Annotated in this window: 18 protein-coding genes; 9 read left to right on the top strand and 9 right to left on the bottom strand. The window is 72.1% G+C overall.

The window, feature by feature from the left end; all coding sequences use genetic code 11:
• Position 1: 1 nt before the first annotated feature.
• Entirely contained in the window at positions 2–1204 is a 1203-nt protein-coding gene (gene dxr, locus ACWEGE_RS27940; RefSeq protein ID WP_449663413.1) for a 1-deoxy-D-xylulose-5-phosphate reductoisomerase, read from the bottom strand.
• Positions 1205–1298: 94 nt separating this feature from the next.
• On the opposite strand from dxr, the gene ACWEGE_RS27935 reads away from it, so the two are divergent.
• Together ACWEGE_RS27935 and ACWEGE_RS27930 are read left to right on the top strand one after the other, a co-directional pair.
• Positions 1299–1556, top strand: a complete 258-nt coding sequence (locus ACWEGE_RS27935) for a DUF2631 domain-containing protein (protein ID WP_013223923.1) — start codon at positions 1299–1301, stop codon at positions 1554–1556.
• Positions 1557–1581: 25 nt separating this feature from the next.
• Positions 1582–2241 carry a peptidylprolyl isomerase gene (locus ACWEGE_RS27930; RefSeq protein ID WP_449663412.1) on the top strand — a complete coding sequence of 220 codons (660 nt, stop codon included), beginning with the start codon at positions 1582–1584 and terminating at the stop codon, positions 2239–2241.
• Between the two features lies 1 nt (position 2242).
• Here the strand turns inward: ACWEGE_RS27930 and ACWEGE_RS27925 are convergent, their stop codons facing one another.
• From ACWEGE_RS27925 to pdxR, 3 genes are all read right to left on the bottom strand, one after another.
• Complete coding sequence (locus ACWEGE_RS27925) at positions 2243–4444, bottom strand: nSTAND3 domain-containing NTPase (RefSeq protein ID WP_449663411.1); 2202 nt, start codon at positions 4442–4444, stop codon at positions 2243–2245.
• Positions 4445–4518: 74 nt separating this feature from the next.
• Positions 4519–6288, bottom strand: a complete 1770-nt coding sequence (locus tag ACWEGE_RS27920; protein ID WP_449663410.1) for an MFS transporter — start codon at positions 6286–6288, stop codon at positions 4519–4521.
• Positions 6289–6654: 366 nt separating this feature from the next.
• Positions 6655–8109, bottom strand: coding sequence for a MocR-like pyridoxine biosynthesis transcription factor PdxR (pdxR, locus tag ACWEGE_RS27915; protein WP_449663409.1), 1455 nt, complete (start codon positions 8107–8109; stop codon positions 6655–6657).
• A 28-nt stretch (positions 8110–8137) separates the two neighbouring features.
• Between pdxR and ACWEGE_RS27910 the strand changes: the two genes are divergently transcribed.
• A complete protein-coding gene (locus ACWEGE_RS27910) occupies positions 8138–8920 on the top strand; it encodes a class I SAM-dependent methyltransferase (RefSeq protein WP_449663408.1) in 783 nt (260 codons plus the stop codon).
• A gap of 88 nt (positions 8921–9008) precedes the next feature.
• On the opposite strand, the gene ACWEGE_RS27905 is transcribed toward ACWEGE_RS27910, so the two are convergent.
• A complete protein-coding gene (locus ACWEGE_RS27905) occupies positions 9009–12254 on the bottom strand; it encodes a tetratricopeptide repeat protein (RefSeq protein WP_449663407.1) in 3246 nt (1081 codons plus the stop codon).
• Between the two features lie 239 nt (positions 12255–12493).
• Positions 12494–13222: an alpha/beta fold hydrolase gene (locus ACWEGE_RS27900; RefSeq protein WP_449663406.1), complete on the bottom strand. Its 729-nt coding sequence runs from the start codon at positions 13220–13222 to the stop codon at positions 12494–12496.
• A gap of 46 nt (positions 13223–13268) precedes the next feature.
• Between ACWEGE_RS27900 and ACWEGE_RS27895 the strand changes: the two genes are divergently transcribed.
• The 3 genes from ACWEGE_RS27895 to ACWEGE_RS27885 all read left to right on the top strand — a co-directional run bounded on the left by ACWEGE_RS27895 (position 13269) and on the right by ACWEGE_RS27885 (position 16239).
• Complete coding sequence (locus ACWEGE_RS27895; RefSeq protein ID WP_449663405.1) at positions 13269–14516, top strand: cytochrome P450; 1248 nt, start codon at positions 13269–13271, stop codon at positions 14514–14516.
• Entirely contained in the window at positions 14516–15409 is an 894-nt protein-coding gene (locus tag ACWEGE_RS27890; RefSeq protein WP_449663404.1) for a LysR family transcriptional regulator, read from the top strand. The genes ACWEGE_RS27895 and ACWEGE_RS27890 overlap by 1 nt, the downstream gene beginning before the upstream one ends.
• 83 nt (positions 15410–15492) lie before the next feature.
• Positions 15493–16239: an SDR family NAD(P)-dependent oxidoreductase gene (locus ACWEGE_RS27885; protein ID WP_449663403.1), complete on the top strand. Its 747-nt coding sequence runs from the start codon at positions 15493–15495 to the stop codon at positions 16237–16239.
• Positions 16240–16342: 103 nt separating this feature from the next.
• Here ACWEGE_RS27885 and ACWEGE_RS27880 read toward each other — a convergent pair whose 3' ends face one another.
• Positions 16343–17122 (bottom strand): DUF1295 domain-containing protein, encoded by a 780-nt coding sequence (locus ACWEGE_RS27880; RefSeq protein WP_449663402.1) that lies wholly within the window; start codon positions 17120–17122, stop codon positions 16343–16345.
• A gap of 30 nt (positions 17123–17152) precedes the next feature.
• Here ACWEGE_RS27880 and ACWEGE_RS27875 point away from each other — a divergent pair, with 30 nt between their 5' ends.
• Positions 17153–18364, top strand: a complete 1212-nt coding sequence (locus tag ACWEGE_RS27875) for a threonine synthase (protein ID WP_449663401.1) — start codon at positions 17153–17155, stop codon at positions 18362–18364.
• Here ACWEGE_RS27875 and ACWEGE_RS27870 read toward each other — a convergent pair.
• Complete coding sequence (locus tag ACWEGE_RS27870; protein WP_449663400.1) at positions 18361–18714, bottom strand: arsenate reductase family protein; 354 nt, start codon at positions 18712–18714, stop codon at positions 18361–18363. The genes ACWEGE_RS27875 and ACWEGE_RS27870 overlap by 4 nt on opposite strands.
• A 53-nt stretch (positions 18715–18767) precedes the next feature.
• On the opposite strand from ACWEGE_RS27870, the gene ACWEGE_RS27865 reads away from it, so the two are divergent.
• Both ACWEGE_RS27865 and ACWEGE_RS27860 read left to right on the top strand, forming a co-directional pair.
• Entirely contained in the window at positions 18768–19361 is a 594-nt protein-coding gene (locus ACWEGE_RS27865; RefSeq protein WP_449663399.1) for a TetR/AcrR family transcriptional regulator, read from the top strand.
• On the top strand, positions 19358–19978 hold the full coding sequence (locus tag ACWEGE_RS27860; protein ID WP_449663398.1) for an enoyl-CoA hydratase/isomerase family protein: 621 nt from the start codon (positions 19358–19360) through the stop codon (positions 19976–19978). Before ACWEGE_RS27865 ends, ACWEGE_RS27860 begins: the two co-directional genes overlap by 4 nt.
• 410 nt (positions 19979–20388) lie before the next feature.
• Here the strand turns inward: ACWEGE_RS27860 and ACWEGE_RS27855 are convergent, their stop codons facing one another.
• Positions 20389–21633 carry an RNA polymerase sigma factor gene (locus tag ACWEGE_RS27855; RefSeq protein WP_449663397.1) on the bottom strand — a complete coding sequence of 415 codons (1245 nt, stop codon included), beginning with the start codon at positions 21631–21633 and terminating at the stop codon, positions 20389–20391.

The raw sequence follows: 21633 nt of genomic DNA, 5'->3' as shown, positions 1-21633 counted from the left end.
GCTACTTCCCCTCGATGATCGAACCGGCCCGCGCGCGAGCCCAGCGCTCGGCGGCGAGAACGTCCTCGACGTCGCGCGGTTCGCGACGCCATTCGTCGGCGGCTCCCACCACCTCGGAAACAGTGTCCACTATCGACGTGAAGCTGGTGTTCTGCGCGAGGAAGGCCGCTACGAGCTCCTCGTTCGCGGCGTTGTACACCGCGGGCAGGCAGCCGCCCGCGGCGCCGCAGTGGCGGGCCAGCTCGACCGAGGGGAACGCCTCGTTGTCCAACGGCTCGAAAGTCCAGGTCGCGGCCGTGTCCCAGGTGCACGCGGCGGCGGCGCCGGGGACGCGTTCGGGCCAGTGCAGCGCGAGCGCGATCGGCAGCCGCATGTCGGGCGGGCTGGCCTGGGCGATCGTCGAGCCGTCGGTGAAAGTCACCATCGAGTGAACGATCGACTGCGGGTGCACGGTGACGTCGATCTTCTCCGTCGGGATGTCGAAGAGCAGGGCGGCCTCGATCAGCTCCAGGCCCTTGTTGACCAGGGTGGCGGAGTTGATCGTGATGAGCGGGCCCATCGACCAGGTCGGGTGCGCCATCGCCTGCTCGACGGTGACGCCGGCCAGCTCGGCGCGCTTGCGGCCGCGGAACGGGCCGCCGGAGGCGGTGAGGACGAGCCGGGCGACTTCGCTTTCCGTCCCGGCCCGCAGCGCCTGCGCGATGGCGGAGTGCTCGGAGTCGACGGGCACGAGCTGCCCGGGCTTGGCGGCGGCCAGCACCAGCGGCCCGCCGGCGATGAGCGACTCCTTGTTCGCGAGCGCGAGGGTGGCGCCGGTGGCGAGTGCCTTGAGCGTCGGCTCGAGGCCGCGGGAGCCGGGGAGTGCGTTGAGGACGGTGTCGACGGGCACGGCGTCGATCAGCTCGGTGACGGCGTCGGAGCCGGCGAAGAGCCGCGGGAGCTTGAACTCGCCCTGGGCGTACCCCCGCTTCTGCGCCTCGGCGTACAGCGCGAGCTGGACGTCCTCGGCGGCCGTGGCCTTGGTCACGGCGACGGCTTCGACGCCGTGGGCGATCGCCTGCGCCGCGAGCGCGGCCGGATCGGCCCCACCGGCGGCGATCCCGGCCACCCGGAACAGGTGCGGGTTGCGCGCGGCGACGTCGAGGGCCTGCACGCCGATGGACCCGGTCGAGCCGAGCACGAGAACGCTTCGCGAGGTAGTCATCGCCGGTCATTGTCGCGCGGGGCGTCTCCGCGGCGCACCCGGAGGTGTGGGATCATCGGCGGGTCCGAGGTTCACGGGGTTTGAGGAGTTCATCGTGGCAGGCAAGGCGGTCGAGAAGAGGCGGCCCGAGGTCGACCCGCGCGACGAGCCGTCCGCGGCCTGGGGCTGGCACGGCTCGTTCCCGAAGGCCACCCGCATCGCCGGCTGGGTCAGCGCGATCATCCTGCTGGTGATGATCAAGGGCAACCACGAGAACAACACCGAGAACGTGTGGCTGGTGGGCCTGGCGCTGTTCCTCGTGCTCCTGCTGGTGCTGGACATCCGCAAGCAGCGCACGGCCTGGCGCAAGTAGTCGGTTTTTCGCTAACGTCCCCGGCATGAAGCTGCGCTGGGGACTGGCTCTGTTCGCTGTTCTGGGTGCCCTGGTGGTGCCCGCCGCACCGGCGTCGGCTTCGGTGCCGCTGGTCCGGTGCGAGTTCACGCCGACGCCTTCGAACCCGGCGGCCCGTCCGGTGGTGCGTCCGGCGCCCTTCGCGCTGACGCGGGGCACCGTGGACGTGACGTTCCGGTTCAACTACGGGCCGGTCACGGTCCGCCTGGACCGCGCCGGGGCGGCGCCCTGCGCGGTGCACAACATGGTTTCGCTGGTGCTGCAGCGGTTCTACGACCGGTCCCAGTGCTGGCGCCTGTCCAACTCGGCCCGCCTCGGCGTCCTCCAGTGCGGGGACATCTACGAGGTGGAGAAGGGCGGGCCGGGGTACCGGTTCCCGGACGAGGTCTCGGGAGCCGAGACGTACCCGCGCGGAACGATCGCGATGGGGAACCAGGGCCCGGGGACGAACGGCTCGGAGTTCTTCATCGTGCACTCGTTCGCGAACATCCCGGCGAACTACTCGGTGATGGGCCGGGTGATCCGGGGGATGTCGGCGATCGACCGGATGGTCGCGGACGGGATCATCCCGACCGATCCGAACGGACCACTGGACGGGGCCCCGGCGAAGCCGGTGAAGATCCAGAAGGCTTCGGTCGGCTGGTAGGTCAGTCATCCGGCGTGGACGCCAGCAGTATCCGCAGCCGCTCGATCACCGCCGAACGACTTTCCTCCACGCCACCCGCATCGCCGGTCCGGCTGGTTCGGCGAGCCTCGATCTTGCGGGCGAATGCCTCGTCGTCCCGACGGCGCTCGGCAGCCACAGCCCTTTCGGCAGCGTCCAACGGTCGCGGATCGTCGCCCGGTGCGTGCTCCTTGATGACCTTGACGGCCCAGGACAAGTCGTACCTGCTCCAGCCGGCAAAGCCTTCGCGCGCAAAACCACGGACGAGATCGCGCGCACAGCCGACAACAAAGGCTTGAAGCCGCGCGACGAGCGGACGCGGCAGCAGGTCGTACGCCAGGGCTGTGGCCAGCAGGTCGGCAAGCTCCGCGAAGGTTCCCGCCTTTCCCGGGCGCAGATCGTCCAGCTCCTCCAGGTCGCCGACCGCGTGCTCGACGAGCGGCACCGACCGCAGGCTCTCAGCGTGCGCCAGTACGTCCGTCACGTGCGCGAGCCAGCTGGTACGACCGAAGTTGTACGTCGGAGCAGGGAACCGGCTCAGGTGGTGACACGGCGCGACCAGGCATTCGAGCACCACATCCGCCATCACCTGCGCACGCTCACACAGCTTCCGGATGATCCGGCCGTCCAGCACATTCGACCCGATCACGTACAACCGGGCGAGGTGCTCCGGATCCGCCAAGCTGTCGATCAGCGCATCGAGATCACACCGGCCCCGGTGCAACCGGCCCTCGAGGTATTCAAGAACCGACGCGTTGTGCACGCCCACCCAGGGGTCTCCGGCGCCGTGGCCCCAGCTCGTCAGCAAGGCTCCGTCGAGCACCTTCAGGGCCCGGTGGAGAACCGGCAGGGCGTGCGGGGCCCCGATGGCCCGCGTGTACCGCTGCCAGACCTCGGCCAGCTCGGACACCGAAACGCCCGATTCGACGTCCAGCACCGTGAGCAGTTCGAGGACATGGAGACAGGCGTTGTCCAGCTCGTCCTCGACCACCCTCTCCCAGATCCGCTCCGGCTCGTCGAAGTTCGCCAGCATCTGTTCCGCGACCTGCGTGGCCGGAGTTCCGGAGAATCCGCTGAGACCCAGCGTCCGCTCGGCCAGCCGTGGGTTGAAGTTCTCGCTGTACACCAGCCGTGTCCAGGTATGCCGGTCTCCGAAGCGACGCTTCTCGGCGGCGGGTATCCCGGAATGGTGGACAAGGCTGTAGAGGAGCTTCGCGGCCAGATCGGCGTCGAACCCTGCCGGGTTCACGAAGTACAGGACCGGTGAAAGCTCGGCGTCCCCCAGGGAGCCGTACATTCTCTCGGCTTGCTTGAACAGGTAGTCACGGGTCGTCAGCACGAGCCGCTTCCCGGGTGTCCGCCGGACGCGTTCGATGATCTGCAGGAGGCGGCTGTCTTCGTTCTTCCCGAGCTTGTCGCCGAACGTACTCCGGCCCAGGAAATCGTCGTAGTAGAAGAACTGGGGGACGTCGTCCCGCCATGCCGCGTTGATCTCGTCGGCGTCTGGCGAAACGGCAACCAGTTCGTACCCTTGGGACCGGTACGTCGTGGCCAGCATCTTGGCGATCGTGGTCTTGCCGACGCCCGGCCCGCCGGTCACGATGCAGACGGCTTGTTCGGACAGCAGCCGCTTCGCCTCGTAAAACGCCGGAGTCGGCACGAAGGTCAGGGCACAGCCCTCGAGGTCGGCGAGCAGATCCGCGGACCGGATCAGGCTTTCCTTGCGCAGAAGCGACTGAAGCACTCCGGTGCTGCTCAGCCACAATCGGAAGTGTCGTTCGACGATCTCCGGTCGTTTACGCAGCTCCTCCACAAGCTGCTCAGCGCCGTAGAGGTCGCCTGGGCCGTTGACCTGAGGTGCGAGACCGGCGGCGAGCTTGTCCTTGGCCGCCGCTGTCAGCTCCACGCTGGTCGCGAGCAGATACCGGGCGGGATTGAGTGCCGAGATCTTCGGGCGTTCGTCCCGGAGCATCGCCCGTACCAGGCGGGCGGCAGTCCCGCGCGGCCAATGCTTGCACTGGACGATTGTCGTGCTTCCGTCGTCCGCGACATGGCGAAGATCGATCCCGCGGTCTCGTCCCTGAGGGAAGATTTCGAAGGGCAGGCCCAAGATCTGTTCGAAAAGATCGCGGCAGACCGTTTCGAAATCGTAGGGGCTCAGCCGTCCGAGGTCGAAAGCGTCCACCGGGGAAGTGTGCCAGCCGACGCGACGGGCCGGGTGTCACCCGCAGGTGACACCCGGCCCACCACCAGCCTGGATCAGCGTTCGGTCGAAGGCGACACCAGCTCGCTGGGCCCGCCGCTCGACTCCCCGGCCACCGCGGCCAGCTCCTCCCCCACCGACTCGCCGTCCGCCGGGCGGGTGTCCTTCGTCAGCAGCGACGCCACCGCGCCGATCAGGCACACCACGATCGCGAAGCCGAACGCCACCGCCAGCCCCGACTGGAACGGGCCCGAGATCAGGTTCGGGAAGAAGCTGCGGCCGGTCAGGAACGACGCCTGGTCCGGCGGCAGCGACGACAGCTGACCACCGAGGAGCTGCTGGATCGGGTTGTAGCCCAGGAACGCCGCGAACAGCACCGCCACCGCCGGGAGGTTCGCGATCTGCGCGGCCGAGGCCGCGGGGACGCCGTGTTCGGTCAGGCCCGCGCTCATCGTCGCCGGCAGGCTCGAAGACAGGCCCGCGATGATCAAGCTGAAGAAGAAGCCGATCGACAGGACCATTGCCGCGTTCTGGAAGGTCGTCATCATGCCCGCGCCCGAACCGCGGGCGTCGGCCGGCAGGCTGTTCATCACTTCGGCGCGGTTCGGCGACGAGAACATGCCCATCCCGATGCCGTTGACGAGCAGGATCGCCGCGAACGCCCAGTAGTCGAAGTTCACCGGCAGGATGATCAGCAGCAGGAACGTGATCGCCGTGATGAGCAGGCCACCCGAAGCGAGCAGGCGGCTGCCGATCCGGTCGGCGAGGATGCCCGACGTCGGCGCGGCCAGCAGGAAGCCGACCGTCATCGGGAGCATGTAGATGCCCGCCCACAGCGGTGTCTGCTCGAACGTGTAGCCGTGCTGCGGGAGCCAGATGCCCTGCAGCCAGATGATCAGGATGAACTGCAGCCCGCCGCGGCCGAGGGACGCGGTCAGGTTCGCGACGTTCCCCCAGGTGAACGACCGGATCCGGAACAGCGACAGCCGGAACAGCGGGTTGTCGACCTTCGACTCGATGACGACGAACGCGACCAGCACCGCGAGGCCGCCGATCAGGCAGCTGAGCACGAACGGGCTGCCCCAGCCGGTGGGCGACGAGCCGTACGGCTGGATGCCGTAGGTGATCCCGATCAGCACGGCGATCAGGCCGACGGCGAAGGTGATGTTGCCCCACCAGTCCATCCGCGCGTGCTTGCGGACGCCGGTGTCGTGCAGCTTGAGGTACGCCCAGATCGTGCCGATCACGCCGAACGGCACCGAGACGAGGAAGATCAGGTTCCAGTCGACCGGCGCGAGCACGCCGCCGACGACCAGGCCGAGGAACGACCCCGCGATGGCCGCGACGCCGTTCATGCCGAGCGCGAGCCCGCGCTGGTTGGCCGGGAAGGCGTCGGTGAGGATCGCCGAGGAGTTCGCCATCAGGAAGGCGCCGCCGACGCCCTGCACGATCCGCCAGCCGATCAGCCACAACGCGGCCGCGTCGCCGTCGAACCAGGTGATGGCCAGCATGATGGAGGAAACGGTGAAGACGGCGAAGCCGAGGTTGTACATCCTCGCGCGGCCGTACATGTCGCCGAGCCTGCCGAAGCTCACCACCAGCACCGCGGTGACCACGAGGAAGCCCATGATCATCCACAGCAGGTAGCTCGTGTTGGCCGGTTCCAGGGGGTTGATGCCGATGCCCTTGAAGATGTCGGGCAGCGCGATCAGCACGATCGAGGAGTTGATCGTGGCGATCAGCATGCCCAGCGTCGTGTTGGACAGCGCGATCCACTTGTACCGCGGCCCCAGTTCCGCGATCGAATACGTCCGGCGTTCCGCCACTGTGCAACCCTTCTGCTCGCAAGTCCCTTAGCTAGGCTAAGCAAGTTGCTTGCGTATGGCAACCAACAGCGGGAAATGCATGGGAGAGCATGATCACAGTCGCTTGACTGTCCTTTGAGGACTCTTTACGCGGACGGGGTGCGGCTCCGGCAGGCGGGGTGGCCGGTGACCGACATGCTCGCCGAATCACCTACCGCGCGGACCTGTGCACGACTCGAGCGTTCCAGGCCGGGCTGTGGACAACTCCGGTGCGCGGCCCGGGAACTGTCGGTGCTTGCCGGTAACGTTGAAATCGGGGGTCCCCCTCACGGCGAGGGGCTGCACAGCGAGCGGCCCACCGGGTTCACCGCGAGCGGCCCACCAGGTTCACGACAAGCGGCTCACCAACCGCCCGAGCACGGCCACCCCCTCGGCGATCTCCGTCCCCGTCCGCGCCGCATACCCCAGCACCAGCCCCGGCCGCCCCGGTCGCTGCCGGTGCCACGACAACGGCTGCACCTTCACCCCCTCCCCCAGCGCGGCCGAAGCCACCGCGACGTCGTCCACGTCGGAATCGAAAGTCACCGTCAGGTGCAGCCCGGCCGCCGCACCGTGGACCACCGCCGAGGGCAGCGAAGCCGACAACGCCCGGATCATCGCGTCCCGCCGGCGCCGATGCCGCGCGCGCACCACCCGCAGCTGCCGCTCCAGCTCGCCCGTCTCCATCAGCCGCGCCAGTACCAGCTGGGCCAGCACCGCGTTCCCCAGGTCCGCGAACCGCTTCGCGGCCACGAGATCGGCGAAGAACCGCGGCGGCGCCAGCAGCCAGCCCACCCGCAACGCCGGCGCCAGCAGCTTCGACACGCTGCCCATGTAGCACACCTCCGGCAGCATCGACCGGATCGCGGGCACCGGCGCCCGGTCGTAGCGGTGCTCGGCGTCGTAGTCGTCCTCGAGGACGATGCCGCCGTCAGCCGCCCAGCGCAGCAGGTCCCGGCGCCGCGAGCCGCCCAGGACCACGCCCGTCGGGAACTGGTGGGCCGGGGTCAGCAGCACCGCCGGGGCCTCCAGGCCGGACACCTGCACGCCGTCGTCGTCGACCGGGACCGGCGGCGTCGACAGGCCGCAGTGGTGCAGGTGCTGGCGGGCCCCCAGCGACCCCGGGTCCTCCACCGCCACCGCCGAAACGCCGTGCTGCCGCAGCACCTGCCCCAGCAGCGTCAGCGCCTGCGCCACCCCGGACACCACGATGATCTCGCCCGGGTCGACCCGGATGCCGCGGTTGCGCGCCAGCCAGCGCGACACCGCCAGCCGCATCGACGGCGCGCCGCGCGGGTCGCCGTAGCCGAAGTGGGCCGGCTCCAGCTCGTCCAGCACCGCCCGCTCCGCGCGCAGCCACGCCGCCCGCGGGAACGCCGTCAGGTCCGGGACGCCGGGCGTCAGGTCGATCCGGGCCGGCACCGCGCGGACCGCGTCGAAGACTTCCGCACCGGGCAAGGGCGTGATCACCTTCGAAGGAGAAAGGACCGGCGAAGGGGACGGCGGCAGCACCGGCGCGGCGACGATGACCGTGCCCGCCCGGCCGCGGCCCACGGCGTGGCCGTCGTCGATCAGCCGCTGGTACGCCTCGGTCACCACGCCACGGGACACGCGCAGCTCGGCCGCCAGCACCCGGGACGCGGGCAGCCGTCCGCCGACCGGGAGCCTGCCGTCGGCGACCGCGGCGCGCAGCTGCCCGGCGAGCCAGTCCGCGAGCCCGCCCGGCGGCGCCGACCGGACGTCCAGCTGGAGGAAATCCGAGCCTATGGACCCCTCGGAGGGCGTGGTTTTGGCTCTGTCCATCGGACCATTGTCGCAGCACGCTGGACTCATGGACACCGCTTACGTGCACGGATACACCCAGCCCGAAGCCCGCCGCCTCGGCGACCAGGCCGACACCCTCGCCGAGCTCCTGCACGCCGGGACGGCCTACCCCGCCGGCAGCCGCGTGCTGGAGGCCGGCTGCGGCGTCGGCGCCCAGACCGTCCACCTCGCCGCCCGCAGCCCGGACGCCCACCTGACCGCGGTCGACATCGAAGAAGCGTCGCTCGCCCGGGCGCGGAAGAAGGTGCCCGGCGTCGACTTCCGGCAGGCCGACCTGTTCGACCTCGACGGCGAGTACGACCACGTCTTCGTCTGCTTCGTCCTCGAACACCTGCCGGAGCCGGAGAAAGCCCTCGCGCACCTGAAAACCCTGCTGCGGCCGGGCGGCACGATCACGGTGATCGAAGGCGACCACGGGTCGGCCTTCTTCCACCCGCGCAGCGCGCACGCGCAGGCCGCGATCGGCTGCCTGGTCCGGCTGCAGGCCGACGCCGGCGGCGACGGGCTCATCGGGCGGCGCCTCCACCCGCTGCTGACCGGCGCCGGCTTCGACGGCGTCACCGTGGAACCGCGGACCGTCTACGCCGACGCGTCCCGGCCCGAGCTGGTCGCCGGGTTCACCCGCGACACCTTCACCGCGATGGTCGAAGGCGTCGGCGAAACCGCCGTCGCCCGCGGGCTGAGCACGCGGGACCGCTGGGACCGCGGGGTCGCGGACCTGCACCGGACCACCCGGCAGGACGGCACCTTCTGCTACACGTTCTTCAAGGCCACCGGGAGCAGGCCGTGAGGCCCCGGCCGCGGCTCGCGGGCAGCACCGACGTCGTCGACCGGGACCTCCACCGGCTCGAACACGACCTGGCCACCCGCGAACCCGATCAGCGCGAAACGCGCTCCAGGGCCATCAGGTGGTTCCGCACCCGGATCGCACCGGGCACCCACTCCCCGGCGTAACAGGCGAGCGCGCGCTCCCACTGCGAGCGCGCCGTCTCCGGGTCACCGAGTCCACAGTGGACTTCACCGAGCCCGCAGTGGGCCCGGCCCTGTTCGGGACGGCAGCCCGTTTCCTTCGCCGCGGCCAGGGCTTCCCGGTGGTAGCGCAGCGCATCCGCGGCGGCGCCGCGGGCCGAGGCCAGGCTGCCGAGGCTGTTGAGGATGCGGGACTCCACGCCGCGGTCGCCGCATTCGCGGGCCAGGCTCAGCGCTTCTTCGAGGTGCCGGGCCGCTTCCGCGTGCCGCCCCTGCGCCAGCCGCACGTCGCCCAGGTGCTTGAGCGAGATGCTGCGGTTGGGCGGGCTGCCCGTCTCCTGGGCGATTTCCAGCGCCCGCTCCAGGTGTTCCGCGGCTTCGGTGTACCGGCCTCGCGCGTGCTCGATGTCGCCGAGGATGCCCAGCGCGTACCCCTCGCTCACCCGGACACCCATCGCGCGCAGGTGCGCCAGGCCCTCCGCCACGGTCTCGGCGGCTTCGTCGTGCCTGCCCAGCGCCGACAGCGTGTCGCCCAGGTTGACCAGCGCGTAGCCCTCGCTCGTGCGGTCGGCGGTCTCGCGGGCCAGTGCGAGCGCCTCTTCGAAGTGGCCGATCGCTTCGGCGTAGCGGCCGATGCCGCGGCAGGAACAGCCCAGCACCACCAGGACCAGGCCTTCGCTGGTCCGGTCGCCGGTCTTCCTGGCCAGCGCGAGCGCTTCCGTCGAGTACCGGATCCCGTCGGCGAACCGGCCGAGCGCGCGGCACACGAGCCCCAGCGTGTTGACCGAGTGGATCTCGGTGCGCCAGTCGCCGGTCTCCCTGGCGAGCACGAGCGCCTCCTCCAGGTACCGCAGCGCCTCCGGCGACCGGCCGACCCGCCAGTGGCCCAGCGCGATCAGGATGAGCGGCTCGGCCTCGGCCGCCCGGTCACCGGTGTGCTGGGCCAGCGCGGAGGCGTGCGTGTGCAGCACCAGTGCTTCCTCGTGGTACCCGCCGACGTCGAGGTAGTGCCACAGGATGCCGGACAGCAGCCGCAGGTGACCGGCCCAGCCGTGCCGCGTCGCGTGGGCGGCGATCGCCAGGAGGTTGCGGCGCTCGGCCTCCAGCCACGCCGGCGCGTCGAGCACCTTGACGTCCGGGTCCGGCACGCGCGGCCGCAGGTGCCGTTCGTGGGGCAGGACGACGTCCATCGCCTGCCCGGCCGAGGCGACGTAGAAGTCGAACAGCCGCTGCTGGGCCTCGTGGCTCTCGGCGGGGTCCTCGGCCGCGAGCTCGGCGGCGTAGACGCGCAGCAGGTCGTGCAGCTGGACGCGGTCGTCGCCGGTCTGCTGCGCGAGGTGGGCGCGCACCAGGGCACCGGCCAGCCGCTCCGCCTCCGGCAGCGGGACGCCGGCGAGCGCGGCCAGCGCGGGCGGGGTCAGGTCGCGGCCCGGGTGCAGGCCGCAGAGCCGGAACGCACGGGCGGCGTCGGGCGCGACGTTGCGGTAGGACCAGGAGAACACCGCGCGGACGGCGGTCAGCGGGTCGCCGCCGCCGTCGAGCAGGTCGAGCCGCCGCCGCTCGTCGGCGAGTTCCTCGGCGAGCGCGGCCAGCCGCTCCCCCGGCCGGCTCAGCGCCAGCTCCGCGACCAGCCGCAGGGCCAGCGGCAGCCGGGCCGCGTACCCGATCAGCGCCGCGGCGGCCTCGGGTTCGTCGTCGACGCGCGGGCCGAGCAGCGCCCGCAGCAGGTCGCGGGCTTCGGCCTCGGTGAGCAGGTCGACGAGCACCCGCCGGGCGCCGTGCCGCGCCACCAGCCCGGGCAGCGCGTCCCGGCTGGTCACCAGGACCAGGCAGGTCGGCGAGCCCGGCAGCAGCGGGCGGACCTGCCCGACCGCGTTCGCGTTGTCCAGTACCAGCAGCATCCGCCGCCCGGTGAGCACGGTGCGGAACTTCGCCGCGCGCTCGTCCGGCTCGGCGGGGATGTCCGCGCCGTCGACGCCGAGGGCGCGCAGGAACCCGGACAGCGCGTCGCCCGGGTCCACCGGCCGGACCGTGCCGTAGCCGTGCAGGTCGAGGTAGAGCCGGCCGTCCGGGAACTCCTCGAGCGCGCGCTGCGCCCAGTGGACGGCGAGCGCGGTCTTGCCGACGCCGCCGGTGCCGGACAGCACGGCGATGCGCGCGCCGGTGTCCCCTTCGTCGCGGCGCAGCAGGGCGTCCAGCTCGGCCAGCTGGGCGGCGCGGCCGCGGAAGCCGGGAACGTCGGCGGGCAGCTGCGAGGGCACCCGGGCCGCCGGCTCCGGCGCGGCGAAGTCCTGCCGCAGCACCTGCCGCTGGGCCGCCCGCAGCTCGGGGCCGGGTTCGAGGCCGAGCTCACCGGCGAGCCGGCGGCGGACCTCGTCGAAGACGTCCAGCGCGGCGGCCTGGCGCCCGGACGCCGCGAGCGCCAGCATCAGCTTGGCGTGCGCGGACTCGTTCAGCGGTTCCTCGGCGGTCAGCACCCGCAGCTGCACCGCCGCGTCTTCGGGGTCGGCGACCCCGGCGTAGGCCAGCACGGCCTTGGCGCGCCGCATCGCCAGCGCGAGCCGGACCGGGTGCTGGCGCAGCCGTTCGACGTCGGCCAGCGCCGGGCCGCGCCAGAGTTCGAGGGCTTCCCGGTAGGCGTCTCGCGCGAGGAGGGCTTCGAAGCGCAGCAGGTCGAGCTCGTCCTCGCCGACGGCGAGGCGGTAGCCACCCTTGTCCGTGGCGATCAGGTCGGCGGGCCGCAGGGCCCGCCGCAGCCGCGCGACGTAGGTGTGGAGCAGCTCCAGGCACGACGGCGGCGCCTCGTCCCAGATGACGTCGACGAGGTCCTCACGCCGGACCGTCCGGTTCGGCTGCAGGGCCAGCAACGCCAGCAGCAGGCGCTGCTTCTCCGCGCCGATCTCCACCGGCTCGGCACCCCGCGTCACCGTCAGCGGGCCCAGGACGCCGAGCCGCACCGGCTCCGGCGGGGCTTCGGCAAGCGCTTCCCGCAGCTTGCGGGCCGTCTCGGGGCGGGGCCGCCGGACGCTGCCGAGCTCGGCGTTGCGCACCGCGCGCAGGCTCAGCCCGGCACGCTCGGCGAGCTGGACCTGGGTGAGGCCGGCGAGCACACGCCGGTCGCGCAGCCATCCGGCGAACGACAGGCCTTCGTCCACAGGCCTCCTCTCCGGCGTACCCGGGCGAACGTACCTCTCCAGCATCACGATCGTGCCGCCCGAGCTGTACCACCGATCGGCGAAGATAACCGTTTTCGCAGGTACGGACGGTGACGGCGGCGGGAAGGAGGAGTACAGCCGTTCGTCCACCACGGTTTCCTAGGCTTCTCGGGTCCGGTGGTGGCGAGGGGTCCGCGGAGCAGCCGTCGAGTGGGGTACGACGGCTGCACCCGCTCCCTTCAGACGCCGAAGCGCTCGAGCAGGGCCCGCACGGCGGCCGGGTCCTCGACGTGGGCGTTGTGCCCGAGCCCGGCGAGCGTGACGGCACCGGGATCGAGCGCCCGAAGCTGCTCCGGACGGCTCATCGGGTCGTGTTCGCCCGCGGCGAGCACCACCGGGCAGCGCGCCCCGGCCAGCAGGGCCGGCATGTCCGGTGCGCCGACACCGAACGCGGCCGGGTCCATCGCGAGGCGCCAACCTCCCTCGGTCTCGCGAAGCCCGGCCGGGTCGGTGGGCGCGATCCCGAGCAGCCCGGACACCTTCAGGTAGGCCTGCTCGGCGTCGGCCAGTGTGTCGAACACCCGGGGTGGCTTGGCCGCGAACGACGCGGCGCGGTTCAGGTCGTCCTGGCTCCATTCGACCTTCACACCGAGAGCCAGCACGCCGGCGACCTCGACGTCGTAGCGGTCCGACGCCAGTTCCAGCGCGAGCACCCCGCCGAGCGAATGCCCGGCGACGATCAGCGGCCCGCTGTCCGGCAGGGCCCGCGCGACCGCCTCGGCGAGCGTGGCGAAGCTGTAGTGCGGCAGCGGCGCCGACAGGCCGTGGCCGGGCAGGTCGGGCACCAGGACGCGGCGGTCGAGCTGGACGGCGAAGTGGTCCCAGACGGCGCCGGTCGCGCCGAGGCCGTGCAGGAGGAGGACGGCCGGTTCGCCCTTGCCGCCGGTGCGCATGTTGAGCGTGTCCATCAGCGCAGCCTCCCAAATTGTCGGTGGGCGCGGCTAGGGTCGGCCCGTGGCGATCACCGATCCGGAGACCTACGTGCGAGGGGTCCCGTACGACGAGCTGGCGCGGCTGCGGCGCGCCGGCCCGGTGGTGCGCGTCGACGATTTCTGGGCGGTCCTGGGCCATGCCGAGGTCCGGAGGGTGCTGCGCGACCCCGCGGTGTTCTCCTCGCAGCTGGGCGGGACGCAGATCCGGGACGCGGCGGATCTCGCCTACGTGCGCCGGATGATGCTGAACATGGACCCGCCGGAGCACGGCAGGCTGCGCGGGCTGCTCACGAAGGCGTTCACCCCGCGAGCGATCGCGAAGCTGACTTCGCAGATCGAGAGCTGGGCGCGGGAGCTCGTCGACGCGGTCGCCGACCGCGGCGAGTGCGACTTCGCGCAGGTGGCCGCCGACCTGCCGCTGCGCACCCTGGCCGGGGTGTTCGGCGTGCCGGAACAGGACCGGCGGCTGATGTACGACTGGAGCAACCGGGTGATCGGCTACCAGGACGCCGAGTACGCGGTGAGCGCGACGGTTTCCGCGGCCGAGGTGAGCGACCTCGCCCGGGCCGCGCTGGCCGTCCGCCCGGCGCCGGGGCCGGACGGGTCGATGCCGGACCCGCGGACGCGCGCGGGCATGCCGGATCTCTACGCGTACGCGAACGCCCTGGGCGAGTACAAGCGCGAGCACCCGGGCGAAGACGTGATGAGCAACCTGATGCGGCACGTCGGCGAAGACGGCGTCTCGCTCGCCGAGTTCGAGAACCTGTTCTGGCTGTTTTCCGTGGCGGGCAACGAAACCCTCCGCAACGGCCTGCCCGGCGGGCTGCTCGCGCTGCTCTCCCACCCCGCGGAATACCGGCGGCTGCTGGAAGACCGGTCGCTGCTGCCCACCGCGGTCGAGGAGATGCTGCGGTTCTGGACGCCGGTGATGCACTTCCGGCGCACCGCCGTTTCCGACGTCCGATTGTCCGATGTGGACATCCGGGCCGGGGAGAAGGTGGTGGTCTGGTTCTCTTCGGCCAACCGGGATCCCTCGGTGTTCCCCGACCCGGACACCTTCGACATCGGCCGGACGCCGAACGACCACCTGACCTTCGGCCACGGCCCGCACTTCTGCCTCGGCGCGCACCTCGCCCGGGTGCAGATGCGGGCGATGTTCGAGGCGGTGCTCGACCGGCTCGGCTTCGTGGAGCTCGCGGGCGAGCCGGTGCGGCTGCGGTCCAACTTCCAGAACGGCCTCAAGTCGCTGCCGATCCGGTGGGGCCGCTGATGGAGATCCGGGAACTGAAGGCGTTCGTCGCGGTCGTCGAGGCGGGCGCGATGTCGAAAGCGGCGCGGCAGCTGCACCTCAGCCAGCCGGCGCTGTCCCAGACGATCACGGCCCTGGAGCGGCGGCTCGGCGTCCGGCTGCTGGTGCGCACCAGCACCGGCGTCCAGGTCACCGACGCCGGGACGACGCTGCTCGCCGAGGCCCGCGCGGTGCTGGCGCGGCACGACCAAGCCGTCGCCGCGATGGCCCGGCACACCGCGGACGGCGGCGGCGTGCTGCGCGTCGGCATCCCCCTGGAGCTGCCGCCGGACCTGCTGCCCTCGGCGCTCGCGCGGCTGCCGGACACGCGGGTGCAGGCGCGCCACCTGTCGTCGGTGGCGCAGGTGGCCGCGCTGCGGGCGGGCGAGCTGGACGTCGGGCTGGTGCGCGAACGCCCGGCGGGGCCGGACCTGGACGCGGCGCTCGTCGTGACCGAGGACGTCGGTGTCCTGCTGGCCGCGGACGTGGCGGAGAAACTGGGCTCGCCGGTCCGGCTGGAGAAGCTGGCCGGGCTGGAGTGGTTCGCCTTCCCGCGGGCGGGCAGCCCGGCCTGGTACGACGAGCTGGCCGCGATCCTGCGCAGCCACGGCCTCGACGTCGGCCCGGACGTGCCGGAAGAGCAGCGGCTGATCGTCGAGCTCAAGATCCCGGCGGTCAGCGCGGGCGCGGCGTACGCGTTCGCGCCGCCGGAGTGGCCGTACCCGCTGCCGGACACCGTCCGCTGGGTGCCGCTGGCCGGAAACCCGATCGTCCGGCGGACCTGGGCCGTGTGGCCGGCGACGTCACGACGGCGGGACGTCGCCGAGTTCGTCGCGGCGCTGGAAGACCATCAGCGAACCGGATCGGAGGCATAAGGAGGGCCGAACCCACATCCGGAAGTCCTTCCGGGCGGTCTCGCTTGAACCCTTCGACCGAGAAACACGAAGGAGTTTGAGCGATGACTGCAGAACTGTCCGGGTCGACGGCGCTGGTGACCGGCGGGACGAGCGGGATCGGCCGGGCGACGGCGATCGCGCTGGCCGGGCTCGGCGCGCACGTGGTGCTGTCCGGCCGGGACGCCGGGCGCGGTGCCGACGTCGTCTCGACGATCCGCGCGGCGGGCGGCAAGGCCGACTTCGTCGCGGCGAACCTGACGGACGCCGCGTCGGCGCGGGCCCTCGCGGACCGGGCGCGGGAGCTGGGCGGGCCGATCGACGTGCTGGTCAACAACGCCGGGATCTTCCCGACCGGCCCGACCGCGTCGTTCGCCGAGGCGGATTTCGACACGGTCTTCGCGACGAACGTGAAGGTGCCGTTCTTCCTGGTCGCCGCGTTGGGCCCGGAAATGGCGGCCCGCGGCCACGGCGCGATCGTGAACGTGTCCACGATGGTCGCGCTGCGCGGCATGGCGGGCATGGCGGTGTACGGGGCCTCGAAGGCGGCGGTCGAGCTGATGACGAAGGCCTGGGCGGCGGAGTTCGGCCCGTCCGGCGTCCGCGTCAACGCGGTCAGCCCCGGCCCGACCCGCACGGAAGGCACCGCGGTCTTCGGCGACGGCCTGGACGAGCTGGCCGCGGCGGGCCCGGCCGGCCGCGTGGCGTCACCGGAGGAGATCGCGGCGGCGATCGCGTTCCTCGCCGCGGGCGACGCCAGCTTCGTCCAAGGCGCGGTGCTGCCGGTGGACGGAGGCCGCTTGGCGGTGTGAGGCCGCGCGGGACGGCGTCATCGCAGGAAGGTGACGCCGTCCCGGGGTCGTTCGTCCACCGTAATGGCGACACCGGTGGCGATCTGCAGCGCGGCGACGACCGTCATCCGCGGGCCGGCCACGGAACCACCGCCGACGTTCGCCGCTGGTAGTCCGCGTACTCCGGGTACCGGGACTTCGTGATGCTCTCGGTGAACCGCGTCGAGCCGACGAACAGCAGCGTCAGCAGCACCGCGCCGACGACCGTCCACTGCAGACCGCCGGCCACCACGCCGAACGCGGCGATCGCCCACCACTGCGCCTGCTCGAAGAAGAAGTTCGGGTGCCGCGAGTAGCGGAACAGCCCGGTCTGCAGGAACCGCGTCGGCGCCCGGCCCGCGTGCTTCTCGCGGTGGAACACCCACTGCTGCTGGTCGGCGACCGTCTCCCCGACCAGGAAGCCGGCGAACACCAACGCGACAACGACGTCCGCGGCCCCGAAGCCGCCGGGGTGCTCCAGTGCGGTCAGCGCCGGGAGCGTGATCAGCAGCAGGATCACGTTCTGGTACAGCGAGATGAAGAAGAAGTTGAACAGCTGGAACTGCCACGGCGCCATCCGCTCGCGCAGCACCGCCCACCGGTAGTCCTCGCCGCCGGGTGCGTAGCCGCCCTTGCGGGCGAAGTTGAACGTCAGCCGGGCACCCCACAGCGCGACCAGCGCGAACATCACGTCGAGCCGCGCGTCGGCGAACCCGGCGGCGCCCGCGAAGATCCCGGCGTAGGCCACCGGCACGATCGACCAGATCCGGTCGACCCAGGAGTACTCCCTGGTCAGCACCGACGCCAGCCAGGTGCCGAGCGTCACCCCGGCGAAGACGTACGGGCACACCCGCAGCGCGTCCATGTGCTCACTTTAGGACCTAGGATCGGCGTTGTGCCGTACTCGTTCCTCAGCCATCTCGAGTGCTCGCGAACCGGCGACCGCGTGGACGCCGACGTGGTCCAGGGCCTGTCCCCGGCCGGCGCGCCGCTGCTGGCGCGCTACGACCTCGACGGCGTCCGCGAGGCCGTGACGCCGAAGGAGATCGCCGGGCGGGAGCCGACGCTGTGGCGGTACCACGAGGTGCTGCCCGTGCGCTCGGCCGAGCATGTCGTCAGCCTCGGCGAGGGCATGACGCCGTTGCTGCGGCTGCCGCGCTACGGCCGGGAGCTGGGGCTCTCGCGCCTGTGGATGAAGGACGAAGGCCTGGTCCCGACCGGCACCTTCAAGGCGCGCGGCGCCGCGGTCGGCGTCTCGCGGGCGGCCGAGCTGGGCGTGCGCGGGATCGCGATGCCGACGAACGGCAACGCCGGCGCGGCCTGGGCGTTGTATGCGGCGCGCGCGGGGCTGTCGAGCCTGGTCGCGATGCCCGACGACGCCCCGGCGATCACCATGCGCGAGTGCGTTGCCGCCGGGGCCGAGCTGTACCGGGTGGACGGTCTCATCGGGGACGCGGGCAAGCTCGTCGCCGAGGCGGTTTCGCGGCGTTCGGGAGTTCAGGACGTCTCGACGCTGAAGGAGCCGTATCGCATCGAGGGCAAGAAGACGATGGGGTACGAGATCGCCGAGCAGTTCGGCTGGCGGCTGCCCGACGTCATCCTCTACCCCACCGGCGGCGGTGTCGGCATCATCGGGATCCACAAGGCGCTGCTGGAGATGCGGGAGCTGGGCTGGGTTTCCGGCCCGCTGCCCCGGCTCGTCGCCGTCCAGGCGACCGGGTGCGCGCCGATCGTCACGGCGTTTTCGCGCGGTGAACGGGAAAGCACCCCGTTCCCGGACGCGCGGACGGTCGCCTTCGGCATCACCGTGCCCAAGGCGCTGGGCGACTTCCTCGTGCTCGACGCGGTGTACGCGACCGGCGGCACCGCGGTCGCCGTCACCGACGACGAACTGCTTGCGGCACAACGCGAATTGGCCTCTTACGAGGGCACCTTCGTCTGTCCGGAAGGCGGAGCCTGCTTCGCCGCGCTGAGGCACCTTCGCGAGTCCGGGTGGCTCGAAGGCGGCGAAGACGTCGTCGTGCTCAACACCGGCGCCGGGATCAAGTACCCGGAAACGGTGGCACTGGACGTCCCGCTCCTGTCGACGACCGACGCGATTCCCTAAAGGACCGACCGCACGGTCTCGGGGTCGCGGGCGACGACCGCCGTGCCGTCGTCGGCCGTGATGATCGGCCGCTGGATCAGCTTCGGGTACTCCGCGAGCGCGTCGATCCAGCGGGACCGCTCCTCCGGGGTGCGGCCCCAGGTCTTGATGCCGAGTTCCTTCGCGACGGGCTCGGCGGTGCGCGTGATGTCCCACGGCTCGAGGCCGAGGCGCTTCAGGACGGCTTCGAGCTCGGCCGCCGTCGGCGGGTCCTCGAGGTAGCGGCGCACGGTGTACTCCGCGCCGGCTTCGTCCAGCATCGACACCGCGGACCGGCACTTCGAGCACGCCGGGTTGATCCAGATCTCCACGGCGGCAGCTTACCGCCCTGGTTTTGGAGCACCTGCTCTGTTATGGTCACGGCATGCCCCGCCCCCGCGTCCACGACCTCGACGCGCTCCTCGACGTCGCCGAGCGGCTCGTCGCCTCCTCGGCCGACGTGACGGTGCGCAGCCTGGCCGCGGCCGCGGGCGTCCCGAACGGGACGATCTACCACGCTTTCGGGTCACTCAGCGCGCTGCTGGCCCGGGTTTGGCTCCGCGCGGCAACAGCGTTCCTCGACCTCCAGACCTCGCTCGTGGACGAGGCTGCCTCGCCGGTCGAAGCCGTCGTCGCGGCCGCCGACACGCCCGCGGTGTTCGCCACCCTGCGTCCCGACGGCGCGCGGATGCTGCTGAAGGTGCGCGGCGACCGGCTCTTCGGGCCCGAACTGCCCGACGAGCTGGCGGACGCCCTGCACGCGGTGGACAAGCGCCTGGTCGCCTTGCTGGTCCGGCTCGCCCGGCAGCTGTGGGACCGCGGCGACGGCCTGGCGGTCGAGGTGATCACGACGTGCGTGGTCGACCTGCCGACGGCGTTCTTCCGGCGGGACATCACCGATCCCCTGGTGCGGGACAGGCTGGCCGCCGCGGTGCGGGCGGTGCTGACCGTGCCCCCTCGAGAAAAGGACCGACCGTGACCGTTTCCGTGCTCGACCTGGGTTCGGACGAGAACCGCTTCTCCCCGGACTGGCTGCAGCGCGTCCATTCCTTTTTGGACGGTGTGGAGGGCGCGCTGGTCACCACCGGGAGCGGCAAGTTCTATTCGAACGGCCTCGACCTCGAATGGCTGACGGCCCACGGCGACCAGGCGTCCGCGTACGTGGCGGAGGTGCAGGAGCTGTTCGCGAGGGTGCTGACGCTGCCGGTCCCGACGATCGCGGCGGTCAACGGCCACGCGTTCGGCGCGGGCGCGATGCTGGCGATGGCCCACGACTTCCGCGTGATGCGCGCGGACCGGGGCTATTTCTGCTTCCCGGAGGCGGACATCAACATCCCGTTCACCCCGGGGATGGCGGCGCTGATCCAGGGGAAGCTGACCCCGTCGGCGGCGATCGCGTCGATGACGACGGGGCGGCGGTTCGGCGGCCCGGAGGCCGCGGAGATCGGGCTGGTGGACGAGGTCGCGGCCGAGGGCGAGGTGGTGAAGGTGGCTTCGGAGCGGGTCCGCGAGCTGGCGGGGAAGGACCGGGGAACACTGGGCGCGATCAAGGCGACGATGTTCGCGCCGGCCGTGGCGGCGTTGCGGGCGGGGTAGGCCTCCGGCCCCCGGCATCCAGCTTACCGGCGACCACCGACGGTTTCCGGCGGCCGGCTGCGCTGATACCCACCTTCGTTTCCGACCGGGCAAATGTGGGTCGTTCCCGCCGGCTCGAGCGCTTTCCGCCGGAACTGTCGGTGGCCGGCGGTAAAATGGTCACCGGGGGCCGGAGGCCAACGCCGCCTCACCCACGTCGGCCGGAGACCAACACCACCCCGCCCCTTCCCGACCGGAGCCCAACACCACCTCACCGCTCCCCGGCCGGAGCCCAACACCACCTCACCCCTTCCCGGCCGGAGGCCAACACCGCCCCGCCCCTCCCCGGCCAGAAGCCAACACCACCTCACCCCTCCCCGGCCAGAGCCCAACACCACCCCGCCCCTCCCCGGCCGGAGACCAACCCCACCTCACCCCTCTCCGGCCAGCCGCCCCCGCAGGTGCGCCCGCTCCGGCTCGGTGCCCGCCAGCTCCAGCGCCTCCCGGTACGCCGCCGCCGCTTCCTCGCGACGGCCCAGCCGGCTCAGCAAGTCGCCGCGCGCCGCCGGGAACGGGCTGTAGCCGCGCAGCCGAGGCTCGGCCGCCAGCCCGTCCAGCAGCTCCAGCCCCGCCGCCGGGCCGTCGCGCATGGCCACCGCCACCGCGCGGTTCAGCTCCACCACCGGCGAGGGCGCCAGCCCCCGCAACACGTCGTACAACCCCACGATCTGCGGCCAGTCCGTTCCCGCCACGTCCTCGGCCTCGTCGTGCAGGGCCGCGATCGCCGCCTGGACGCCGTACAGCCCCGGTGGCCCTCCCGTCAGCGCGAAGACCACCAGCGCCGCCCCTTCGGCGATCATCGCCCGGTCCCAGCGAGCGCGGTCCTGGTCGTCGAGCAGCACCAGGTCGCCCTCCGGGCCCGTCCGGGCGTCCCGGCGGGCGTGGATCAGCAGCATCAGCGCCAGCAGACCCGCCACCTCGCGCTCGGCCGGCAGCAGCCGGCGCAGGATGCGGGCCAGGCGGATCGCCTCCTCCGCCAGGTCGAGCCGCTGCAGGTCCGGGCCCGAACTCGCCGCGTAGCCCTCGGTGAAGATCGAGTACACGACCTGCAGCACGCCCGGCAACCGGCCGGGCAGTTCGGAAGCGTCCGGCACGCGGAACGGGATCCGCAGCGTGCGGATCCGGTTCTTCGCGCGCACGATCCGCTTGCCCATGGTCGCGCTCTCCACCAGGAACGCCCGTGCCACCTCCGGCGTCGTGAGCCCGGCGAGGCAGCGCAACGTCAGCGCCGTGCGGTCCTCGGCGGGCAGCGCCGGGTGGGCGCAGGTGAAGAACAGCTGGAGCCGCTCGTCGGGCAGGCCGCCGTCGTCGGCGAGCGGGGCGGGCGCCGCGCGTTCGGCCTCGACCTGCAGCACCGCCAGCCGGGCCGCGTAGGCCTGGTCGCGGCGCAGCCGGTCGACGGCCTTGCGCCGGGCCGTCGTCATCAGCCAGGCGCCCGGCTTCGGCGGCACGCCCTCGGCCGGCCAGTGCACCAGCGCCGCCTCGATCGCCTCCGACGTCACCTCCTCGGCCAGGTCGAGGTCGCCGAACCGGCGGACGAGCGCGGCCAGCAGCAGCCCGCGCTCCTCCCGGAACACCGCCTCGAGCGTCACCCCGGCGGCCGCCCGCTCCGCCAC

The sequence above is a fragment of the Amycolatopsis sp. NPDC004747 genome (assembly GCF_053601335.1).
The sequence above is the reverse complement of the archived record's forward strand: the minus strand, read 5'-3'. Positions and strand labels throughout refer to the sequence as shown.

Excerpts from the sequence above, each read along its gene's own strand:
- ACWEGE_RS27880 (WP_449663402.1), bottom strand. The coding sequence starts at position 17,122 with ATGGACGCGCTGCGGGTGTGCCCGTACGTCTTCGCCGGGGTGACGCTC.
- ACWEGE_RS27885 (WP_449663403.1), top strand. The coding sequence starts at position 15,493 with ATGACTGCAGAACTGTCCGGGTCGACGGCGCTGGTGACCGGCGGGACG.
- ACWEGE_RS27900 (WP_449663406.1), bottom strand. The coding sequence starts at position 13,222 with ATGGACACGCTCAACATGCGCACCGGCGGCAAGGGCGAACCGGCCGTC.
- pdxR (WP_449663409.1), bottom strand. The coding sequence starts at position 8,109 with ATGGACAGAGCCAAAACCACGCCCTCCGAGGGGTCCATAGGCTCGGAT.
- ACWEGE_RS27865 (WP_449663399.1), top strand. The coding sequence starts at position 18,768 with ATGCCCCGCCCCCGCGTCCACGACCTCGACGCGCTCCTCGACGTCGCC.
- ACWEGE_RS27910 (WP_449663408.1), top strand. The coding sequence starts at position 8,138 with ATGGACACCGCTTACGTGCACGGATACACCCAGCCCGAAGCCCGCCGC.
- dxr (WP_449663413.1), bottom strand. The coding sequence starts at position 1,204 with ATGACTACCTCGCGAAGCGTTCTCGTGCTCGGCTCGACCGGGTCCATC.
- ACWEGE_RS27890 (WP_449663404.1), top strand. The coding sequence starts at position 14,516 with ATGGAGATCCGGGAACTGAAGGCGTTCGTCGCGGTCGTCGAGGCGGGC.
- ACWEGE_RS27930 (WP_449663412.1), top strand. The coding sequence starts at position 1,582 with ATGAAGCTGCGCTGGGGACTGGCTCTGTTCGCTGTTCTGGGTGCCCTG.